Below are 19983 nucleotides of genomic sequence, written 5' to 3' on the forward strand. Positions count from 1 at the left end.
AAGCATGGGTGGATCTTGGTCGTGATACCCGTGCTACCAGGAGCTTCGCCGCGTTCAAGGCGGTCGGTCAGATCGACCTGATCTTGTGACCAGCAAGATCAGGATGGAAAAGGCTCACTACCTGCGCGCGCAGCGCGACACCGAAATAGTCGCTATCGGCACGGTGCACGGGAACGTGCCGGTCGAGCAGGCGACGGCCAACGCACTGAGGCTGACCGAACGGCTGGGCATCAAAGCGCCCGTGGCCATGGGTGCGGCCAGGCCGCTCGCCCAAGACCTGCGGACTGCGGAGGACGTGCACGGCCAGGACGGGCTCGGCGGATGTGCGGGCGAGGACCCCACCACCACCTGCACGAACGAAAGCGCCGCCGAGCAGCTAGCCAACAGAGCCCGCAGGGAACCCGGTGAGCTGAGCCTGCTCGCGATCGGGCCGCTCACCAACGTCGCGCTGGCGCTGCAGATCGAGCCTCGCCTCCCCCAGCTCCTCGTCAAGGTCGTGGTCATGGGCGGCGCGCTCAACGTGCCGGGCAACATCACCTCGTACGCCGAGGCCAATTTCTGGCACGACCCCGAGGCCGCGGACCTCGTCCTCCAGGCGGGCTTCGAGGACCTGACGATCGTCGGGCTCGACGTCACGATGGCGAGCCACGCACCGGGCGAGTGGCTCGAATCCCTGCCCGAAGCCAACTACGCACGGCAGATCCTCGGCTTCTACGCCGACTTCTACGGCAGCTTCCTGGGCAAGACCGGCTTCGTGCCGCACGACCCGCTCGCGGCGGCGATCATGCTCCACCCGCACCTCGCCACGTACGTCGAGGACCGGTTCGCGATCGAGCTCACCGGCCGGTACACGCGTGGCGCGCTGGTGGCCGACCAGCGCATCCTCGCCGAAGGCAGTCCGTTCGGCCGAGACATCGGCACCGGCCGGACCAAGGCCAAGTACGCCGTCACGGCCGACCAGGACGTCTTCCTCGACCAACTGAGGCACGCTGTGACACAACCATGACGAACCACCGACGGGATCCGGACAAACAGCCGGGACCGTCGGAGGTATGAACGTCCACTTGAAACGATGGCTCGCGGTCTCGGGGGCCGCCGTGGTCATCGCGGCGGGCGTCGTGGTCGGGGGGTCCTACTGGCGGTTGGAGAGCAATCTCAAGACCGTCGATCTCGCCAAGGAGATCGGACCCGCCAGGCCTCCGTCGACGCCTGGCCGCCCGCTCAACATCCTCCTGATCGGCAAGGACGACGGGCGGTCGGACACCGCCATGGTCGTGCAGCTCAACGCCAAGGGCGACCAGGCGCGGGTGGTCAGCATCCCTCGCGACACGATGGTGCCGAGGCCGCAGTGCGGGAACAACCCGCCTGCCGCGATCGCCATGTTCAACAGCGCCTTCTCCACTGGCGGCGCGGCGTGCACGGTGGCGACGGTCGAGCAGATGAGCGGCATCCGGATCGACCACTTCGTGCAGATCGACTTCAACGGCTTCCGCGACGTCATCGACAGGCTCGGCGGTATCGACGTCACGATGCCCGAGGCCATCGACGACGAGAAGAGCGGGCTGCACGTGCCGGCTGGGCCGACGAAGCTCGACGGAACGCAGGCGCTGGCATTCGTCAGGACCCGTTACAGCATCGGTGACGGCAGCGACCTCAACCGCATCAAAAACCAGCAGTTGTTCATGCAGGCCCTGAGCGAGAAACTGGCGAACGAGAACTGGCTCGCCAGCCCGCAGAAAACGCTCGAGCTCGCCGACATCCTCACGAAGTCGATCGTGACGGACACCGAGATCGGGTCGATCGCGAAATTGGCGGACCTCGCGGGAAAACTCACCGCGTTGAAACCGGACAGCATCATCTACGTGACGTTGCCGACCGAGAGGTACCTGCCCGATCCGAACCGGGTTCAGCCCAAGCAACCAGAAGCGGATGAGCTCTGGAAGGCCGCCTGACCTAGCAGGCAGCACCCTGCCACTCGCTCGGGCGAGGCCACGGCTGAGGAGACCCCCAGTACTCCTCAGCCGTGGAAGTTTTGCCCCAGTTGGTCACTACCACTGTGACGGTCTCCCGGTCTCGTGAAGGACGTGGGGTCGAGGTTGTCAGACCACCTCGTTAGGGTGGGCTCCCTGACCACCTGTCCGGTGCGTGCGCCGCAGCTCAGACGGGCGGTCCACGTTTTCCGGTCCGGACGAGGTGGAGGCCGCTTGGGACCCCGTGGCGTCTTCGCGGAGCGCTTCGCGCTGCTCTACGCGGAGGCAGGCGACCCACCCCTGAAGCGGGTCACGGAGTCGGTTGCCCGTGCCCGCCGAACGGACGAGCAGGGCAGGCCGGTTCGCGTACCGGCACAACGCGTCAGCGACTGGCGGCGCGGGCGCAACGTTCCCGCCAGGTTCAGCGGGCTGAGCGCGGTCCTGGAGATCCTCGTCGGCGAGGCGCGCAAGCGGAAGCCCCAGGCCGCGATCGACGGCCTGTACGACCTGGACGCGTGGCGCATCCTCTGGGAAGAGGCGCTCGCGAGCCCCGTCATCGACACGGACGCGCCCCCTCAAGAAGACAGCGCGGTCTGCCCGTACATGGGCCTGAGCGCATTCGGGCCGCAGGACGCGAATTGGTTCTTCGGACGAGAAAGGGCCACGAACACACTTCTCGCCCGGCTCAACGAAAACGGCATAACAATGCTCGTCGGCGCGTCCGGCGCCGGTAAGTCGAGTTTGATGAAAGCGGGCGTCCTCCCCCGCCTCAGCAAAGACGCCATCATCGTTTCACCCGGCACGGATCCGCTGAAGGAGTTCGCGCTCCAGGTGCCGGATCTGATCCTCACGCTGGAATCGGCCGCCGACTCGGAGGTGCTGGTCGAGTTCGCGCACGAGGTGCAGCTCGCGGTCGGCGACCGGGTGGTGATCGTCGACCAGTTCGAGGAGGCGTTCACGCTCGGCGGCGACGAGAACCGGCTGCGGGTCTTCGTACAAGCCCTGCACGCGGCGGCGGAGAAGACCGCGGTCGTGCTCGGCCTGCGCGCCGACTTCTACGCCCGCTGCCTCGACTTTCCCGAGCTCGCCGAGGCGCTGGAGAACCGGCAGATGGTGCTCGGCGCGATGTCGGCGGCCGAGGTGCGCGACGCGGTGACGAACCCGGCCAAGGCCGCCGGCCTGCAGCTCGAGACCGGCCTCGTCGACCTCGTGCTGCGCGATCTCGGCACGCACAACCGCCGCGGCAAGGACGCCTACGACGCGGGCGCCCTCCCTCTGCTCAGCCACGCCCTGCTGGTCACGTGGCAGCGCAGACAGGCAGGCCGCCTCACGATCGCCGGCTACCGGGCGGCAGGCGGCATCCAGGGCGCCGTCGCCACCACGGCCGAACGCGCGTGGTCCGATCTCGACGAACCGGCCAGGGCCGCCGCGAAGCAACTGCTCCTGCGCCTGGTCAGGGTCGGCGACGACACCCAGGACACCCGCCGCAGGTCCAGCCGTCACAGTCTGCTCGAGGCCAGCACGAACCTCCCCGCCACCGAACGCGCGCTCGAGGTCCTGACCCGCGCCCGGCTGATCACGATGGACGCCGGAAGCGTGGAGATCACGCACGAGGCGTTGCTGCACGCGTGGCCACGGCTGCGCAGCTGGATCGACGAGGACCGCGCCGGCAACCTCACCCGGCAACGGCTCGAGGAGGACGCGGCGACCTGGGCCTCGAACGATCGCGACTCGTCGATGCTCTACCGCGGCGCCCGGTTGGAAGGTGCGCGGCAGCAGGTCACCGCCCTCTCGAAGGACTTCATCGACGCCTCGGAACGCCAGCACCGCAAGAGCGTCTGGCTGCGCCGCTCCGCCGTGTCCCTCGTGGTGGTGTTCGCGCTGATCGCGGCCAGCGCCGCGGTGATCGCCGTGCGGCAACGTGACGACGCGGTGTTCCGCCAGGTCGTGGCCGAGGCGGACCGGCTGACCGACACCGACCCGTCGCTGGCCGCCCAGATGCTGCTGGCCGCCCACCGGATGCGACCCGACGACCAGAACGTGGGCTCCAAACTGCTCGCGAGCCAGCAGACGCCGCTGGCCGTGCCGCTGCACGGGCACACCGGCGCGGTGTACCTGACGTCGTTCACCAAGGACGGCACGGTCCTCGCGACGGCGAGCTACGACCGCACCGCGCGCCTGTGGGACGTGCGCGACCGCTCGAACCCGAAGCCGCTCGCGGTGATCACCGGCCACACCGACTGGCTCACCTCCGCGGTGTTCTCCCCCGACGACAAGATCCTCGCCACCACCGGCAACGACAAGACGATCAGGCTCTGGGACGTCACCGACCGGGCGAACCCGAAGCACCTCAAGACCATCGAGACCGGCAACGGCACCACCTACCTGCTGGAGTTCAGCCCCGACGGCAAGGCTCTCGCCGCGGCGAACGAGGACAAGACCGCGCGGCTGTGGAACGTCAGCGACCCCGCGAACCGCAGCCGCTCGGCGAACCGTTGCGCGGCGCCACGGCGGCGGTGCGGACCCTCGCCTTCACCTCGGACGGCAAGACGCTCGCCACCGGCGGCGACGACCGGACGATCCGGCTCTTCGACGTCGCCACCAGGACCATGATCGGAAAGCCGATCACCGGCCACACCGACGGTCTGCACTCGGTGACGTTCAGCCCGGACGGCAAGCTGCTCGCGTCCGGCAGCGACGACAGCACGGTGCGGCTGTGGGACCCCGCGACGCAGGAACCGATCGGGGATGCGCTGGTTGGCCACACCGCCGGCGTGTGGTCGGTGAAGTTCAGCCCCGACGGGCACGTGCTGGCCTCGGGCGCGTCGGACGGCACCGCCAGGTTGTGGAACCTCAGCACCCCGGCCGCCGCGAGCCAGATCGGCAAACCGCTCGCGGCGCCCAGCGGTGGAGTGTTCGCGGTCGGCTTCGCCCCGGACGGTCGCACCCTCGCGACCGGCGCGGGCGAGAACTCGGTGCGGCTGTGGTCGTTGCCGCAGAACATGATGCTGCTCGGCCCCTCGAACGTGACGGGTCCCGTGTTCAGCGGCGACGGCAACCTGCTCGTGGCAGGCTCCGGCGACAGGACGGCGCGGCTGTGGGACACCACGGATCCCAACGCGCCCACGCCGATCGGCTCGGCGCTGGTCGGAGAGGAGCGCGGGCTCACCAAGCCGAAGCTCGGGCCGGACGGCAAGATCCTCGCCGCCATCACGAACGCCAAGACGCTGCGCCTGTGGGACTCCAGCGACCCAGCGCACGTCGTGCGCTCGGGCAACCGATCCAGCTCGCCACCCGGTTCGCCTACCCGCTCGGCTTCTCGCCCGACAGCAAGACCCTGGTGACCGGCGACGACGACGAGTCGATCCGGCTGTGGAACATCAGCGACCCCGCGCACCCCGTTCCACTGGGTGATCCGCTGACCGGGCACGACGGGTACGTCAACGACCTGGCGTTCAGCCCGGACGGCAAGACGCTGGTGACCGCGAGCAGCGATCGCACGTTCCGGCTGTGGGACGTGACCGACCCGGCGAAACCGCGGCTGCTCGGCAAGCCGGTGACGGACCACCAGCAGCCCGTGCAGCGCGTCGTCTTCACGCCGGACGGGCGCACGCTGATCACGGGAGGCGTCGACAAGGCGATCCGGCTCTTCGACGTGCGGGACCGGGAGAAGCCCGTCGCGCTCAGCGTGCTCACCGGACACACCCAGCAGGTCAGCTCCCTGGCCGTGACGCCGGACGGGAAGACGCTCGCGAGCGGCAGCTCGGACAAGACGTTCCGGTTGTGGGACATCAGCAATCCCGCCGAGGCGGTCCCGATGGGTCAGCAGATGTCGCTCGCGTCGGGCGCGGAGGTGACCGTCCACTTCAGACCGAACAGCCGGGTGCTGCTGACCGGGTCGGGTGACGGCGTGATGCGCCTGTGGGACCTCGACGTCGCGCACGAGGTCGATCGGATCTGTGCCACCGCGCGGGGCGCGCTCACCGAGGAGCTGTGGCAGGCCCGCCTGCCCCAGGTCGAGTTCGAGGACCCCTGCTGACCTCGTCCAGCCGTTGAGAGACGACACGAACACGCCTCACTGGCAGCACCCCATCGGTTACTGTCCGCGCCATGCGTCTTCTTGCTCGGGTCGGCAGCTTGCGCGCTGTTGTCGCGGTGACCGTCGGGTTCATCGCCCTCAACATGCTTCTTGTGGTGCTAGGCAATGTCACGGACTACGGCACCAACGAAGCGTTCGTGAAACACGTTCTCGCCATGGACACCACGTTCGGCAAGGAACTGAAGTGGCGGGCGATCACCAGCCCCGCGATCGTCACCATCGTCTACGTGGCGATCATCCTGTGGGAGGCGATCTCGGCGGTCCTGCTGACCGCCGGCACCATCGCCTACATCCGCGACAAGGAGGACAGCGCGCGCAAGTTCGCGTCCGCCGGTCTGCTGATGATCGTGGCGCTGTTCCTCGGCGGGTTCATCACGATCGGCGGCGAGTGGTTCGCGATGTGGCAGTCGAAAGACTGGAACGGCATCACCGCCGCACTGCGCGTGGTGACCATCGCAGGCTTCGCGCTGATCCTCGTGCACCTCAACCCGCGTCGGGCCAACTCGTAGTCGGCTCCACGCAGAACACCGGCCCGACCCCGGCATCGGCGCCGAGCTCGTTCCACCAGTCCCTCTGCTCAGCGTCCTCGATCGCGTCGATCACCACGAGACCGCCGGCCTCGTGCACGAACCCGACGAGGTCGCTGAGCACGTGCGACACCAGCTCGTCCGGCTTCTGACGCCGGCCCTTCACCCGCACGGCCTTCACACCCATCGACCGGACCAGTTCGATCTCCGCGGTCGAGCCCTTGAAGTCGCGGGCGCCGATGTGGACGCCCATGTCCGCGAGCAGAACCAGGTTGTCGGCGGCCTCGCTGTCCTCGGACGCGAGCACGTGCACCGGAAAACCCAGCAGCAGCCGCCCCGCCTGCAGCCCGGTGTCCGCGAGCACGCGCCGCACGTCGCGAACGAGATCCGGACTGTTCGCCATGCTCTCGGTCAGACACACCGCGAGCATCTCCTCGTACTCGCACGCGGTCTCCGCGGCCCTGCGCAGCATCCACTCGCCGAGCGGCAGCATCAGCCCGGTGTGCTCGGCCATCGACACGCACTTCTCGTGCCCGATCAGCCCGACGTCCCGATGCTTCCAGTTCAGCTCGGCCTCCACGCACACCCGCGCAGTGCCGTCCAGCTTCATGACGGGGTTGAACACGACCTCGATCTCGCCGTTCTCCCACGCACCGGGCATGACGGCGGCGAGCGCGAACTCCTCCTGCTCCCGCTTGTCCAACGTGGCGTCGTGCAGCCCCCACTGCCTGCGCCCACTGCGCTTGGCCCGCCGCAACGTCATGTCCGACGCCCGCAGCACCTCAGCCGGATTCCCACCGGGATGCAACCGCGGCAGCACCCCGACCGAAGCGGACACCGCGACACCGCGGCCGTCGAAGTAGACCGGCTCGGCCAGTTCGTGCTCGATCATCCGGATCGTCGTGTCCACGTCCGGCGTCTCCGGCCCGTTCTCGACCAGCACGGCGAACTCGTCGCCCTCCAGCCGAGCGACCATCGCCTTCTCACTGGAGAAAACAGAGGACAGCCGCTCCGCGACGAGCTTGAGAACCTTGTCACCGATCTCGCGCCCGAGCCCGTCCGTGATCACCGCGAACGCGTCCAGATCGAGGTGGTACAGCGTCACGCCGTGCTCAATGTCGCTGTGCAACAACGACTCCAGCCGAGTCGTGAGGTACTGCCGGTTCGGTAACCCGGTCAACGCGTCGTGCAGCGACTGGTACTGCAACCGCCCGCCGAGCAACGTGAGCTGGCTGTCGTCGTCGATCATCACGACGTAGTGCCGCGGATTGTCCTCGGCATCCCTCTGCACAGTCGCCGCGAGCAACACCCGAAAATGCTCACCATCGCGATCGATCAGCCGAGGACGTTCCTCGATCCGACGAACCCGCCCGTGCTTCAAACTCTCCAACGCGTCGGAGACGAGCGCCAGATCCGCCGGCGCGACCAGGTCGGTGAGCGTCATGCCGGCAACGTCCTCGCGCCGAAGAATGGCGCACAACGCCTCGTTCGCCCGCTCCAGCTCCCCGTCCAGGCTGACCATCGCGATACCGGTGGACGAGTGCATGAAGATGTCCTCGAACCGCTCCTCGCTGGCCTGCAAATCCAACTGCACAGCCCGGTTCGCCCGAAGCAACGCCTGACTCACACTCTCCTGCTGCTCCAGCACAAGCGCCTGAATCGCCTCGGTGTACGCAGCCGCCACAGCCCCGATCACCAGCCCGGCCTGAAGCGCGTCAGCCCCTTCCCGCTCCACGAACCGCGCAAGAATCTCGACCGACTTCCTCAGACTCTCGTCGCCAACGCAGTGGATCTCAACCAGGCGAGTACCAACCCGGGAGCCTTGGCAGGATCTCCGGCAACCGCTTCCGCCACCACGTTCAGCAGCTCGTGCAGCTCTTCCGTGAGCTTCACAGCAGACAGTGGAATGTACGAAGTCCGACCGACCTTCACCGCCCAGTCGCGCGCCAACTCGTCACGCCCCATCGGGCGCGACGATCTCGCGTCGTCCTGGCTCGGCAAATCATCCACCTGACCTGCTCGGCGAGCAACGGTGCGGAAGCCTACCGCCAGCAAACCACACCGTCCCATGACACGGGGACGTTCGCCCCAACGGGGGTACAGCGATCTCGCAGCGTTACAAGCTTTACTCGCTCGATCGGAGCAATTTTCTCGCAAAACGGCGAACAGCCAAGGCGATGGCGAAGCCGAGCCGCCCGCGAAGGCGAAGCCGAGCGCTCTCTTCACACACCCAGCAGGTGGGGTGGTCCCGTCACGAGTCGCAGGCGAGGCCCTGCCTCTGGTGCGACTCGTGACGGGACCACCCCACCCCAAACGGAACCCACCCTCGCAACAGCACCCCGCCCAACCCAACAGGCGTGCCATCAACCCGCCGACGGCGCTGGACCCCCGATCAGATTGCCGGGGGTCCGGGGGCAGAGCCCCTGGGGGAACCACAAACCGCAATCCGCCAACGCAAAACAACCACCAACGAACAAGAGCGAACCTACGACCCAGACCCCACAATGTGCCGCAACTGAGCCAACAATTCGCTACGAGAAGTAGAGCCCAACCGCTGCCGCATCCGAGCCATGTGATGCTCAACAGTCTTGGCGGAGATGAACAACCGATCCCCGACCTGCTTGTAAGTCATTCCCTCCAACACAAGCTGAGCAACCTCCCGCTCCCGATCGCTCAACTTCCCGGCATCCTCAACCACAACCGGCGCATCACTCTCAGCGGACCGCCGAGCCGAAACCGGCCGCCCCTGCAACAACCGGGCACAGTCGAGCAACCGAACCATCGCCTGCCGATCAGACGTCCGAATCGCCGCCTGCCCGGCCAACCGCGAGGCGTCCCACCACAACCCGACCGCGTGCAGGCTCCGAGCAGCCTCCTCGACGCGATCCGCGTCGACCTTCCCAGCGACGACATCCAGCCAGCACTCGGCGGCAGCAGAAACGATCGCGCAGTACCGGTTGCGCTCCCGGTTCAGAGCCAAGGCAGCCGCGTGCTCCTCGGCAGCAGCGGAGTTCTCGTCGATGATCGCCGCATGCAGCAGGCTCCAGTGCAGCTGCGTGGCCCACAACGGCGGATCCCCCAAGGCACGCAACAAAGCAGCGGCCTGCGCCAGGTGCGGCGCCAACCGGTCCTGATCACGCAACCGAGCCGCGGCGGCGGCGAACTCCCCCAACGGCAGCAGGCTGAACAGGTCCACCGGGTGCCGAAGCACGGCCTCGCAGGCCTGCTCCCAAGTCCGGCGCAAGGTGGCCAGGTCGCTGTTCCGCCGAGCCACGCCGACTTCCAGTGCCACAGCGAAGATCCAGTCACGGGGCTCGAACGCACCCCGGACGGACATCAGAGTCTCGCGAGCCACCGACAGGTTGCCGCGCAACATGTGCACCCAAGCCTGCAACAACCGGTGCCGCACCGACATCAGCACGCCGCCGGTCCCGGTCTCGACCGCACGGTCGAGCACCGACTCGGCCACGTTCGGTTCGCCACAGTGCACCGCGACCAGAGCAGCCAGAGCGCCCGGGCTGTCCGGCAGGAGAACAGCACCACCCGCGGGCTCCAGCATCGACGACGCACGGACCAAAGTGGACAGTGCGGCGGTCTCGGCACCGGAGACGGACTGACGAACACCCTGCAGCATCAACGAAGCCGCACCGCCGAGCATGGTCGGCGGCTGCGGAGGTGTCTCCTCGGACAGGTGCCCCGTGCCGATCAGGCCGATCCCGGCGAACGCCGCCGCGTACGGAGTGGCGGCCCAGCGGAACAGCTCGGTGCTGCGAGCCAGCTGACCGCGGTGCGCCAGAGCAACGGCCGCGACCTCGGCGGCGGTCCGGCGGTGCGGGGTGTCGGAAGCGCTGATCACCTTGTCGGCGAGCCGCAGAGCGGCGTCCAGATCGCCCGCCATCGCCGAAGCGGTCGCCCACTGCGCGGCGGTCTCGGCGGACGGCGCACCGCCACCGGTCGAAGCCTTGAACAACCGGGCCGCCAGAGCGGGGTCGGCAGAAAGAGCTTCACGGGCGGCGGCCACGAACACCGGTCCGCCGATGCCGGTGTCCAGCAGTGGACGCACCAGGTCCAGCACAGGACCGCCGCGATCGAGCTGAAGCTGTGCGAGCTTCTGCCGCACCGCGATGCGGCGCTCGGCACGGGTCAACGCTCCCACCGCACGGTGAGCCAGCGGCAGCAAAGTGCCGTCCTCGGCGAGCAGGCCGGTGGCGCGGGCAGCCTCGATGATGTCGCTGACCTCGTCGAAGTCCTTGTCCAGCAACGCCGAGAGCAGGTCCAGGCGCTGTGCGGCGCCGGCTTCGGCTGCCAGCAGGAACTTCTGCAGGTCCGGGTCGATCCAGTCGAGCTCTGACCGGAAGGCGCTCAGCGCTTCGGCGGAAACCTCCGTCACAGCACCAAGACGCTCGACGAGAGCAGGCACGCCACCGGTCTGCGCGAAAACGAAGTCCACGACCGGTTTGGGCGCGTGCAGGAACTCGCGGACCTGCTCACGCGAGAACGGCGCCAGCGGCACGACCACCGCGCCGCGGGTCAGCTCGGCCAGCACCGCACGACGCGGCCACGGCCGGTAAGCCAGCACGAGCAGAGGCTCAGAAGCAAGCTCGCGCAACGACGAGTCGTCCAGCAGGTGCGCGTCGTCGACCACGCGCACGGCGGAGTTGGTGATCTCGCCCAGAAATGCTGTCTTGCCGTAACCACCAGGCGCCGCAACAACAACGCGCAGGCGGTCGCCTGAAGCAGCGTCGTTGATCCGGTCGAGGACACCTCGGACGGAGGGGTCCAGCACCAACCTGGCTCGTGTGGTCACGCTCAACGGCTGTCCTCATCATCGAGTCGGGAGTCGGATCGGGAGCTGGACCGGCGTCCAGCGGGCTTCAGCGCGCTCTTCACGCGCTTCACCCGGCGCGGTGGCAGCTCCAGCGGGGAAACGTCCACCGGCGGGCGGGGAGGTGGAGCGGTGAACTCTTCGTCGTCGGGGCCGGTGATCTCGCCGACCGGGAACCGCAACGACGCTTCGCGGGTGTGCACCAGGACCGAGGTCTCGAGCGGCTCCGGCTCGGCTTCCGGCCCCATCAGGACCAGACGGGCGGCGACCGCCAGTCCTTTGGCGACCGAGTGCTCGGGGGCGCCTCGGCCAGCACCCGGCAGTCGACGGAAGCGGACAACGCGTCGCCGATCGCCGGCATCCGGCAGCCACCGCCGACGAGCAGCACCGCGTCGGGCTGCACGGTCCCCAACGCGCGAACGAACGTGGAGACCAGGTGGTCGATGGACGGCCGGATCTCCTCGACGAACTCGTCGCGGCCGACCTCGACCCCGCTGATCACCGCGGAAGGACCGAACGCCCGCTTCGCCGCCTCGCACTCGGCGACCGACACGAGCCCGTCCTTGCCGAGCCGACCACGCACCAGAGCGGCCAGCAGGTCGTCGAAGTCGGCACCGGTGTGGTGATCGACGCCATCGACGTGGTTGACCAGCTCGAACGTCCTGCTCTGCGAACGCTTCACGACGGACCCGGAGAACGCGTGGCTGCCCAGCGAGAACACCGCCAACGACGAGCCGGGCAGCACACGGGAGCGCACGGCGTGGTTCTCGGCGGCCGCGAACGGCTCCGGAACGAGCGTCACGTCGTGGACCCCGACCTGCCGCAACGCCGCGTAGAGCTGTCCGCGGCGATAGGGGCCCCACCCGGCCGGTGGCTCACGGCCACGTGACGGGGCTGTTCACCCTCTCGGGCGACCACCTCGCCGATGACCCACATGATCAGCAACGCGGTGAGCTCTTCTGCCGGGCACGTCTCCGGACCCAGGGAAAACGGGACCGCGTCGCCGATCCTGCGGGCGAAACCGGTGGCCGTCCAGCCCGGTGTGCCGAACTCGCCGACCGAGAACGTCCCCGCGTCCGTGAGCTGCAGAAACGACGGCACGACCAGGGCGATCTCAGCATCCCGGGCACCATCGAGACGGCACACGGCAGCAGTCGTGCGGGTGGTCCCGACATCGACTCCGAGTACGTACGCCAAGTCTCTTCCCTCACCTGTTCGCAGTAGCGACCAGTACCTACACGGGTGAACAGGAGACGCTCAAGCACGACCCCTAAGCCCCTAGGGGGTCAACGAGCGTCACCCCATTGGGGAACGGGGATTGACTGGGAGTGATCCCCGATGTTGGGGATGTGCCCGCTCTCATAGCTTTTGGCCACACCCCAATTGCCACGTCCCGCAACACAGGAGTTCCTTCAGATGATCCAGCCCAGCACGCTCCACGACTTCGTGCTCAACCTGCTCAGCGACCCGTCCCTCAAGGCCGCGTTCGCCGCCGATGCTCAGGGCACGCTGGAGCAGGCTGGGCTGGCCGACATCACCGCGGTGGACGTGCAGGAGGTCATCCCGCTGGTCCTCGACCTGGTCCCCGCCGTGGACGGTCTGCCCACCGTCGACGGTCTCGACCTGGCGCTGCCGACGGAAGACCTGCTCGCGGAGGGCCCGCTCGGCGCCATCAGCCAGCTGCAGGCGGTCGCGTCTCAGCTGACCTCGTCGGGCTTGAACCTCAGCGAGATCCACACTTCGTCCGCCAGCGTGCTCGCGGCTGACGAGAACGGCCTCAACCTGATCGCCGCCAACAACACCCTCGGTCAGTTCACCTCGACCAACCTTGGCCTCGGCGGCGACTTCTCCGCCGTCGGCGACGTGACCTCGGTCCTCGACCAGACCGCGTCCCCGGTCACCGGCACCGCGCTCGACGTGGCCGACACCGCGACCTCGACCGTCGACGGCACGCTGGCGACCGCCACCTCGGCCGTTCCCGGTGCGACGGCCTCCTCGGCCAGCTGGGCGGCGTGGGCGGCCTGACCCACGACACGCTGGGCGTGCTCGGCGGCGCCGACGCCGGCCTGGGTGCCCTCAACGTGACCGGCCTGACCAACATCGCCGACGGCAACATCGGCCTGCAGTCCCACGACACCGTCGGCCAGGTGACCAACACCGCGACCGGCGCCGTCGACACCGTCACCGACGTGGCCCACACCGCGACCGGCCTGGTCGGCGACACCGCGGGTGTCGGCAACGTGGTCGGCAACGTCACCGGTGTCGCGGGTGACCTGCCGGTCGTCCACGACCTCGACCTGGGTGGCCTGCTCGGCTGAGCTTTCTGACCCATCGCGGACCGCCCTGTCTCTCGCGGACAGGGCCGGTTCGGCGTCTCAGCAGGGAAAACCACGACCCGGTGAGAAACGTCACCGGCCCCTCCGAACAGCCCGGTCTCGTCCGAACGGAACCGGTCTTTCGTTCGAGACTTTCACCCAAGGGGGTGAACACGGCACTATGAGTCAGGTGATGGCACCGCCCTGGCTCGACGTGCTCGACGAGACGATCGGGGCCTGCGTCACGCACCGGCGGCCTGATCTGGAGGCCCGGCTGCGCGAAAAGCGGGCACAGCAACTCGACCCCAAGTTGCGCGTTCTCGTCGTGGGCGAGTCCAAACAAGGCAAGAGCCAGCTCGTCAACGCGTTGCTCAACGCCCCCGTCTGCGCGGTGGGTGACGACATCACGACGACTGTGCCCACCTTCGTCCAGCACGCCGACACCCCGTCGGCCGCGCTGGTCCGCAACGCGTCCGCACGCGGCTCGATCTTCCACACGCCGACCGAGCGCATCGCCGTCCCGATCGACCAGGTGACCAAGCAGGTCTCCACCGCTCACTCGCAGCACGTCGTGCGGGCCGAGATCGGCATCCCTCGCGCGTTGCTCGACAACGGCCTGGTCCTGATCGACACACCCGGCGTCGGCGACACCCGGTCCGCGCACACCGCCAGCACGTTCGCGACGCTGATGCAGGCCGACGCGGTGCTGATGGTCTCCGACGCGACCGGCGAGCTGACGTCGGCGGAAATGACGCTGCTCAAGAAGGTCATGGAGGCCTGCCCGAACGTCACGGTGGTCGTCACCAAGATCGACCTCGTGCCGAGCTGGCGCAACGTCGTGGAGCGCAACAAGGTGCTGCTCGCCCGCGCCGGCGTCCCCGCGAAGCTCATCCCGGTTTCCTCCGCCCTGCGACTGCGCGCGGCCAAGACCGGCGACCAGAGGCTCAACACCGAGTCCGGTTTCCCCGAGCTGCTGGCGTGCGTGCAACGGGACATCGTGGCGAGTGCCGACCTGCTGGCCCGCCGCGCCGTGGCCGTCGTCGCGTCGAGCGCGATCACCCAGCTGGTCACGCCGTTGCGCGAGGAGCTGACGGCCCACGACTCGTCGCGCACGGCCGCCACGATCTCGACGCTGCAGGAAGCCCAGCGACGCGTCGACGAGCTGCGCGCCGGTCCGCGCGCTGGCAGAACGTGCTCAACGACGAGATGGCCGACCTGATCTCCGACGTCGAGTACGACCTGCGCGACAGGACTCGCAAGATCCTGCGCGAGGTCGACAAGACCTACGACGAGGCCGACCCCGCGATCGGCTGGGACAAGTTCGAGCAGTGGCTCGAGGACAACCTCAACGAGGCCGCCACCACGAACTTCGCCTGGCTGATGGAACGCGCGGAGTGGGTGGCCGCGAAGGTCGCGAAGAACTTCCCCGTCTACCGCGAAGACCTGATCCCCGGTTCGGTGCTGCCTGACGACCTGCTGGAACCCGCCAGCAAACTGGAGAAGCCGAAGATCGAGCCGTTCTCGCTCCCCCAGAAGCTCTTCACCGGTCTGCGCGGCTCCTACGGCGGCGTGCTGATGTTCGGCCTGGTCACCTCGTTGGCAGGCATGCCACTGATCAACGTGATCTCGCTCGGCGCCGGTGCCCTGTTCGGTGGCAAGTCCATCCTGGACGAGAGCGACCAACGGCTGAAGCGCCGCCAGGCCGCCGCGAAAGCCGCGGCGCAACGGCACGTCGACGACTTCTTCATGAAGTTCTCCAAGGACGTCCGCGACTCCGGCCGGCACATCCAGCGCTCGCTGCGCAACCACTTCAGCACGCTGGCCGAGGAGCTGCAGGAGACGTTGCTGGAGTCGGCCCGCAGCGCCAAGCGCGCGGTGCAGGACGACCAGACCGAGCGCGAGCGCCGGATGCGAGAAGGCCGCAAGGAGCTGGACAAACTGATCACGCTCTACAAGCGGGTGCAGACACTCGGAGGTCCGGCGATGGAGCTCACCGCGTGACTTTGGACCGCGCCGTCTGGTCGATGCTGCAGGAAGCACTGGCCGTCTACCGCGACAGCCCGCGCGCCACGGCCTGGCTGCGTTCCCACGTCGACCGCTACACCGAGCCCGTGCGGATCGCGGTGGCCGGCCGCAGCAGGATCGGCAAGTCCACTGTGGTCAACGCGCTGATCGGCGACGAGTTCGCGCCGCAGAGCTCGTTCGTCTGGTACCGGGGCGGGACCGAGGCACGCGCGCACGTGTTCTCCGGACCAGGCCGGCCGCACGAGGTCGCGGTGAGCAAACGGGGCAGCAGGCACCACGTCGAGATCGGCCAGTTCGACCGCGCCGACAGGGTGGTCGTCGAGTGGCCCTCGCGGACGTTGCGGGACATCGTGCTCATCGACACCCCGTCCGAGGCCACGCCGGAGCAGGTGCTCGGTGACGCGGACGCGTTGCTGTACCTGATGCGGCACGTGCAGGACGACGACCTGAAGTTCCTGCAGGCCGCCAACGACCACCCGATCGCGCGAGTCGCCGCGGTGCACACGGTCGCGGTCCTCGCCCGTGCCGACGAGATCGGGGCCGGGCGGATCGACGCGCTGTCGTCGGCCAAGCAGATCGCCCGCCGCTACCGCCGCGATGTGGCCGTGCAACCGTTGTGCCAGAACGTCGTCTCGGTCGCGGGGTTGCTGGCGGTGGCCGCGAAGACGTTGCGGGAGGACGAGTTCCAGGCGTTGCGCGCGTTGGCTTCCCTCGGCCGCGAAGAGCTCGAGGACAACCTGCTGTCGGCGGACCGGTTCGTCGGCGAGCAGTTCCCGCTGGCCATGGAACCGGCCGTGCGGCAGGCGTTGCTCGAACGGTTCGGGATCTTCGGCGTCCGGCTGATCACCGCGTTGATCCGGCAGGGCTTCGACTCCCAGGTGAAGCTCACCGGTCAGCTGGTGCAGCGCAGCGGGCTCGGCGAGCTGCGCGACTCGATCGCGATCCACTTCACCGAGCGCCGCGAGATCCTCAAGGCGCGGTCCGCGTTGCTGGCCCTGGACGTGCTGTTCCGGATGGAACGCGGCAGAACGCCCGCAAACTGATGACCGACCTGGAACGGGTCGTCGCCTCCGCGCACGACTTCCGCGAGCTGCGGCTGGTGGCCGCGTTGCAGGCAGGCCGCACGAAGCTGCCGGCCGAACTGCAGGCAGAAGCGCTGCGACTCGTCGGCGCGGAGGGCGCGGCCCCGTTGGCACGGCTGGGTTTCGAGTACGAGGCCGATTCGCGCGAACAGCGGGAGGCGTTGCTCGACGCGCTGGTGCGGTGGCAGGCGCAGGCCGCTGACGTGCACGCGCCGAATGATCATCGGAAGGCCGCCCAGATCGTCGTCCGCACCTGCGAAGGGCTCCTGGCGCAGTTCTCCTGAGGCACGATGGGTGCCATGGAACTCGTGCGCTGGGGAGACGAGCACTTCGAGCACATGCTGCGCTGGGCATCGGATCCGCGGATGACCGCGTACGTCGGCGACGGCAAGCCATGGACGCCGGAGTACGTGACCGAACGCCACGAGCAGGCGCTGCGGCACTGGGAGAAGCACGGCTTCGGCTTGTACGCGGTGTTCGAAAACGGCGTGGCCATCGGGCTGGCACAGATGCTCGAAGGAGGTGCGGGAGAGATCGAGATCGGCTACTGGGTGGACCCCGGCCACTGGGGCCGCGGCGTCGCCACGAAGATCGCCGAGCAACTGCGGGACAAGGCGCTCACCATCGCCGACCGGGTCGTCGCCGGCCACCAGGCGGAGAACACCGCGTCCGGCCGGGTGCTCGAGAAGGCCGGGCTGACCTACTTCACCAGCAAGTACATGGGCGGAAGACTTCAGCACTGTTACGCGTTGCAGCGAGGTATGAGCGACACTGGGGTATTGCGCTACAGCGCGTTCACTAAGGATCCGGCAGGCGGCAACCCGGCGGGTGTGGTGCTCGACGCGACCGACCTGACCGACGACGAGATGCTCGCCATCGCCGCGAAGGTGGGCTACTCGGAGACGGCGTTCGTGTTTCCGCGGGACGAGCGCGAGTTCGACGTTCGCTACTTCAGCCCCAAGGCGGAGGTGCCGTTCTGCGGGCACGCCACGATCGCCACGTCCGTCGCGCTGGCCGAACGGATCGGCGACGGACAGCTGACGTTCCACACGCCGGCCGGTGAGATCACCATCGAGACCGCTGACGGCACAGCGACTTTGACGAGTGTGCCGACGAGCACGTCCGAGGCGGACCCGGATCTGGTCAAGCAGGCGCTGGAAGCGTTGCGGTACACCGAGATCGGCGACAAGCCCGTGCACGTCGGCTTCGGCGGGGCCCGCCACCTGTTGATCCCGATGAAGGACCGCGAGCAGCTCGCGAACCTCGACTACGACTTCGACGCGTTGCGCGACCTGATGCTGGCGCACGACCTCACGACCGTGCACCTGTGGTGGCGCGACGACGCAGGCCTCGTGCACGCCCGCGACCCGTTCCCCGTCGGTGGCGTGGTGGAGGACGCGGCGACCGGAGCGGCCGCCGCCGCGTTCGGTGGCTACCTGCGCGACCTCGAAGGGCCGCAGCGGTTCGTCATCAGCCAGGGCGAGGACATGGGCAGGCCGTCACGGCTGGAAGTCGACGCCACCAGGGAAGACCGGCGCGTCACCGTGACGGGCGCTGCGGTCGTCATCCACTGATCGGTTCCAGCACGACAACGGGGATCTCGCGGTCGGTCTTCTTCTGGTAGTCGGAGTAAGCAGGCCAGACCTCGTTCATCAGCTTCCACAGCTGGTCCCGCTCGTCGGGGCCGGCCGTGCGAGCGCGTGCCTGGAACTTGTCCGCCGCGACCTGCACGTCCACCACGGGGTCTTCCGAGAGGTTCAAGTACCACGAAGGGTGCTGCGGCTTGCCGCCCTGTGACGCCACGACCACGTAGTTGCCGCTGCCGTCGGGCTGGTAGATGAGCGCGGTGCGCCTCAGCTCGCCGCTCTTGCGCCCCTTGGTGGTCAGCAGCAACGTGTGCACGCCCGGCCGCCACTCGTGCCCCTCGGCGCCGTTGGTCTCGACGTACTTCTGAATGTGCTTGTTGACCCAGCTCGTGGGAGAGTCCTTCACCGCCATGGGTTCGACGCTACTGCCGCGGAGCGCAGGGTGCGCGGCAGCAGCGTCGAACCGAGGGGTGTACACCCTCCCGCGCCGGACCCGGGACACTGCCGCAAGCGCCGGGCCGGAAGATCGCGTCATCACTATGCCCCGATCGAAGGGTGGCGGCGCATTCAGAACGGGGATACAAGGTCTTTATGCCCGAGCTGGAGCTCCGCCACCTCCGCGCGGTGAGGACCATCGCCGAGGAGGGCAGCGTGACCAGGGCCGCGACGCGGCTCGGACTGACGCAACCCGCCCTCAGCGCCCAGTTGCGCACGGTCGAGAGACTGGTCGGCGGGCAGCTGTTCGACCGAACGCGCAACGGTTGCGTCCCAACGGACCTGGGCCGCCGCGTGCTGGGCACGGCGAGACTCGTCCTCGACGAGATGGCCCAGCTCATGAGCACCACGAAGGAGACGGACCGACGCGGGCCGTTGTTCCTGGGCTGCATCCCGATCCTGTACTTCGCGACGCTCGTGGACGGCCTGCGGCAGCTCAACGCCGACGTGCGCGCGGAGGTGCGGCCGTCATCGGCGGAGATCGTGGACATGTTGGAAGCCGGCCAGGTCCACGTGGCGCTGTTCGAGTTCTTCGACGGCATGCACGCGCGTGACCTGGCGGGCATCGAGCTGCGCAAGCTCGTGACCGAACCGGCGTTCGTCGCGCTGGCGGAGACCGACCCGCTGGCGGGACAGGAGGAGATCGACCTGGCCCAGCTCGCGGAGCGCGACTGGGTGACGCCACCCAAGCAGCACATCGGCAGCCGGACGCAGATGTTCCAGGCCTGTGCGGATGCCGGGTTCGTGCCGCGGCTGACGCACCACACGGGCGAGGCGAGCATGGCGCGCGGGCTGGTGGCCGGTGGCTGCGTGTCGTTCGCCGCGGCGCCGTCCCGCACCGGGGAAGGCATCGTGATCAGGCGGCTGCGCGGGATGCCGCTGATGACCGACATCTTCGTGGCGACACGGCGGGACTCACCGGTGGCGGGGCGGGCGCACGAGGTGTTCGCGTGCGCCGCCGACGCCTACCGGTCAGTGCTGGACCGCAACCCGGAGTACCGCAAGTGGTGGGACGCGCACCCGGAGGCGCATCCCGAGTTCAACTAGACCGCGATGGGG

Annotated in this window: 20 protein-coding genes; 14 read left to right on the plus strand and 6 right to left on the minus strand. The window is 68.4% G+C overall.

Features of this window, described 5'->3' with window-relative positions:
• The first annotated feature begins 85 nt into the window (after positions 1 to 85).
• The 6 genes from FXN61_RS22930 to FXN61_RS22945 all read left to right on the plus strand — a co-directional run bounded on the left by FXN61_RS22930 (position 86) and on the right by FXN61_RS22945 (position 6578).
• Positions 86 to 1006: a nucleoside hydrolase gene (locus FXN61_RS22930; protein WP_223165555.1), complete on the plus strand. Its 921-nt coding sequence runs from the start codon at positions 86 to 88 to the stop codon at positions 1004 to 1006.
• A 46-nt stretch (positions 1007 to 1052) separates the two neighbouring features.
• Positions 1053 to 1952, plus strand: coding sequence for an LCP family protein (locus FXN61_RS22935; protein ID WP_167976102.1), 900 nt, complete (start codon positions 1053 to 1055; stop codon positions 1950 to 1952).
• Between the two features lie 252 nt (positions 1953 to 2204).
• A complete protein-coding gene (locus FXN61_RS52465; RefSeq protein WP_246291888.1) occupies positions 2205 to 4583 on the plus strand; it encodes an nSTAND1 domain-containing NTPase in 2379 nt (792 codons plus the stop codon).
• Positions 4487 to 5314 carry a WD40 repeat domain-containing protein gene (locus tag FXN61_RS52470; protein ID WP_312877929.1) on the plus strand — a complete coding sequence of 276 codons (828 nt, stop codon included), beginning with the start codon at positions 4487 to 4489 and terminating at the stop codon, positions 5312 to 5314. The genes FXN61_RS52465 and FXN61_RS52470 overlap by 97 nt, the downstream gene beginning before the upstream one ends.
• Positions 5311 to 6009: a WD40 repeat domain-containing protein gene (locus tag FXN61_RS55540; RefSeq protein ID WP_376770707.1), complete on the plus strand. Its 699-nt coding sequence runs from the start codon at positions 5311 to 5313 to the stop codon at positions 6007 to 6009. The genes FXN61_RS52470 and FXN61_RS55540 overlap by 4 nt, the downstream gene beginning before the upstream one ends.
• A gap of 71 nt (positions 6010 to 6080) precedes the next feature.
• Entirely contained in the window at positions 6081 to 6578 is a 498-nt protein-coding gene (locus FXN61_RS22945; protein ID WP_167976103.1) for a DUF2165 domain-containing protein, read from the plus strand.
• Here the strand turns inward: FXN61_RS22945 and FXN61_RS22950 are convergent.
• The 5 genes from FXN61_RS22950 to FXN61_RS22970 form a co-directional block, all read right to left on the minus strand.
• Positions 6553 to 8292 (minus strand): diguanylate cyclase domain-containing protein, encoded by a 1740-nt coding sequence (locus FXN61_RS22950; RefSeq protein ID WP_167976104.1) that lies wholly within the window; start codon positions 8290 to 8292, stop codon positions 6553 to 6555. The two genes, FXN61_RS22945 and FXN61_RS22950, sit on opposite strands and share 26 nt — an antisense overlap.
• 789 nt (positions 8293 to 9081) lie before the next feature.
• Entirely contained in the window at positions 9082 to 11403 is a 2322-nt protein-coding gene (locus tag FXN61_RS22955) for a helix-turn-helix transcriptional regulator (protein ID WP_167976105.1), read from the minus strand.
• Positions 11404 to 11405: 2 nt separating this feature from the next.
• Positions 11406 to 11669 (minus strand): hypothetical protein, encoded by a 264-nt coding sequence (locus FXN61_RS22960; RefSeq protein ID WP_167976106.1) that lies wholly within the window; start codon positions 11667 to 11669, stop codon positions 11406 to 11408.
• A complete protein-coding gene (locus tag FXN61_RS22965) occupies positions 11669 to 12223 on the minus strand; it encodes an acetate and sugar kinases/Hsc70/actin family protein (protein ID WP_167976107.1) in 555 nt (184 codons plus the stop codon). The genes FXN61_RS22960 and FXN61_RS22965 overlap by 1 nt, the downstream gene beginning before the upstream one ends.
• Positions 12220 to 12522 (minus strand): hypothetical protein, encoded by a 303-nt coding sequence (locus FXN61_RS22970; RefSeq protein WP_167976108.1) that lies wholly within the window; start codon positions 12520 to 12522, stop codon positions 12220 to 12222. The genes FXN61_RS22965 and FXN61_RS22970 overlap by 4 nt, the downstream gene beginning before the upstream one ends.
• A gap of 315 nt (positions 12523 to 12837) precedes the next feature.
• Here FXN61_RS22970 and FXN61_RS22975 point away from each other — a divergent pair, with 315 nt between their 5' ends.
• The 7 genes from FXN61_RS22975 to FXN61_RS55545 all read left to right on the plus strand — a co-directional run bounded on the left by FXN61_RS22975 (position 12838) and on the right by FXN61_RS55545 (position 18417).
• Positions 12838 to 13446 carry an IniB N-terminal domain-containing protein gene (locus FXN61_RS22975; protein WP_167976109.1) on the plus strand — a complete coding sequence of 203 codons (609 nt, stop codon included), beginning with the start codon at positions 12838 to 12840 and terminating at the stop codon, positions 13444 to 13446.
• Entirely contained in the window at positions 13434 to 13739 is a 306-nt protein-coding gene (locus FXN61_RS22980; protein ID WP_167976110.1) for a hypothetical protein, read from the plus strand. The genes FXN61_RS22975 and FXN61_RS22980 overlap by 13 nt, the downstream gene beginning before the upstream one ends.
• Before the next feature lie 190 nt (positions 13740 to 13929).
• On the plus strand, positions 13930 to 14955 hold the full coding sequence (locus FXN61_RS52485; RefSeq protein ID WP_246291896.1) for a dynamin family protein: 1026 nt from the start codon (positions 13930 to 13932) through the stop codon (positions 14953 to 14955).
• On the plus strand, positions 14928 to 15737 hold the full coding sequence (locus FXN61_RS52490) for a hypothetical protein (protein ID WP_246291890.1): 810 nt from the start codon (positions 14928 to 14930) through the stop codon (positions 15735 to 15737). The genes FXN61_RS52485 and FXN61_RS52490 overlap by 28 nt, the downstream gene beginning before the upstream one ends.
• Positions 15734 to 16804, plus strand: a complete 1071-nt coding sequence (locus tag FXN61_RS22990) for a P-loop NTPase family protein (protein WP_246291891.1) — start codon at positions 15734 to 15736, stop codon at positions 16802 to 16804. The genes FXN61_RS52490 and FXN61_RS22990 overlap by 4 nt, the downstream gene beginning before the upstream one ends.
• Positions 16804 to 17127: a hypothetical protein gene (locus tag FXN61_RS52495; RefSeq protein ID WP_246291892.1), complete on the plus strand. Its 324-nt coding sequence runs from the start codon at positions 16804 to 16806 to the stop codon at positions 17125 to 17127. The genes FXN61_RS22990 and FXN61_RS52495 overlap by 1 nt, the downstream gene beginning before the upstream one ends.
• Before the next feature lie 15 nt (positions 17128 to 17142).
• Positions 17143 to 18417, plus strand: a complete 1275-nt coding sequence (locus FXN61_RS55545) for a PhzF family phenazine biosynthesis isomerase (RefSeq protein ID WP_167976111.1) — start codon at positions 17143 to 17145, stop codon at positions 18415 to 18417.
• Here FXN61_RS55545 and FXN61_RS23000 read toward each other — a convergent pair.
• Positions 18407 to 18841: a nitroreductase family deazaflavin-dependent oxidoreductase gene (locus FXN61_RS23000; protein WP_167976112.1), complete on the minus strand. Its 435-nt coding sequence runs from the start codon at positions 18839 to 18841 to the stop codon at positions 18407 to 18409. The genes FXN61_RS55545 and FXN61_RS23000 overlap by 11 nt on opposite strands.
• A 179-nt stretch (positions 18842 to 19020) precedes the next feature.
• On the opposite strand from FXN61_RS23000, the gene FXN61_RS23005 reads away from it, so the two are divergent.
• Positions 19021 to 19971 carry a LysR family transcriptional regulator gene (locus tag FXN61_RS23005; RefSeq protein ID WP_167976113.1) on the plus strand — a complete coding sequence of 317 codons (951 nt, stop codon included), beginning with the start codon at positions 19021 to 19023 and terminating at the stop codon, positions 19969 to 19971.
• The last annotated feature ends 12 nt before the right edge of the window (positions 19972 to 19983 follow it).

It is taken from the genome of Lentzea indica (genome assembly GCF_012184385.1).
Classification (GTDB): domain Bacteria; phylum Actinomycetota; class Actinomycetes; order Mycobacteriales; family Pseudonocardiaceae; genus Lentzea; species Lentzea indica.

What these genes read in the sequence shown, in the direction of transcription:
- FXN61_RS23005 (WP_167976113.1), top strand. Translation starts at nt 19,021, where the DNA reads ATGCCCGAGCTGGAGCTCCGCCACCTCCGCGCGGTGAGGACCATCGCC.
- FXN61_RS22960 (WP_167976106.1), bottom strand. Translation starts at nt 11,669, where the DNA reads ATGGGGCCGGAAGCCGAGCCGGAGCCGCTCGAGACCTCGGTCCTGGTG.
- FXN61_RS22975 (WP_167976109.1), top strand. Translation starts at nt 12,838, where the DNA reads ATGATCCAGCCCAGCACGCTCCACGACTTCGTGCTCAACCTGCTCAGC.
- FXN61_RS22935 (WP_167976102.1), top strand. Translation starts at nt 1,053, where the DNA reads ATGAACGTCCACTTGAAACGATGGCTCGCGGTCTCGGGGGCCGCCGTG.
- FXN61_RS52495 (WP_246291892.1), top strand. Translation starts at nt 16,804, where the DNA reads ATGACCGACCTGGAACGGGTCGTCGCCTCCGCGCACGACTTCCGCGAG.
- FXN61_RS52485 (WP_246291896.1), top strand. Translation starts at nt 13,930, where the DNA reads ATGGCACCGCCCTGGCTCGACGTGCTCGACGAGACGATCGGGGCCTGC.
- FXN61_RS55545 (WP_167976111.1), top strand. Translation starts at nt 17,143, where the DNA reads ATGGAACTCGTGCGCTGGGGAGACGAGCACTTCGAGCACATGCTGCGC.
- FXN61_RS22945 (WP_167976103.1), top strand. Translation starts at nt 6,081, where the DNA reads ATGCGTCTTCTTGCTCGGGTCGGCAGCTTGCGCGCTGTTGTCGCGGTG.
- FXN61_RS23000 (WP_167976112.1), bottom strand. Translation starts at nt 18,841, where the DNA reads ATGGCGGTGAAGGACTCTCCCACGAGCTGGGTCAACAAGCACATTCAG.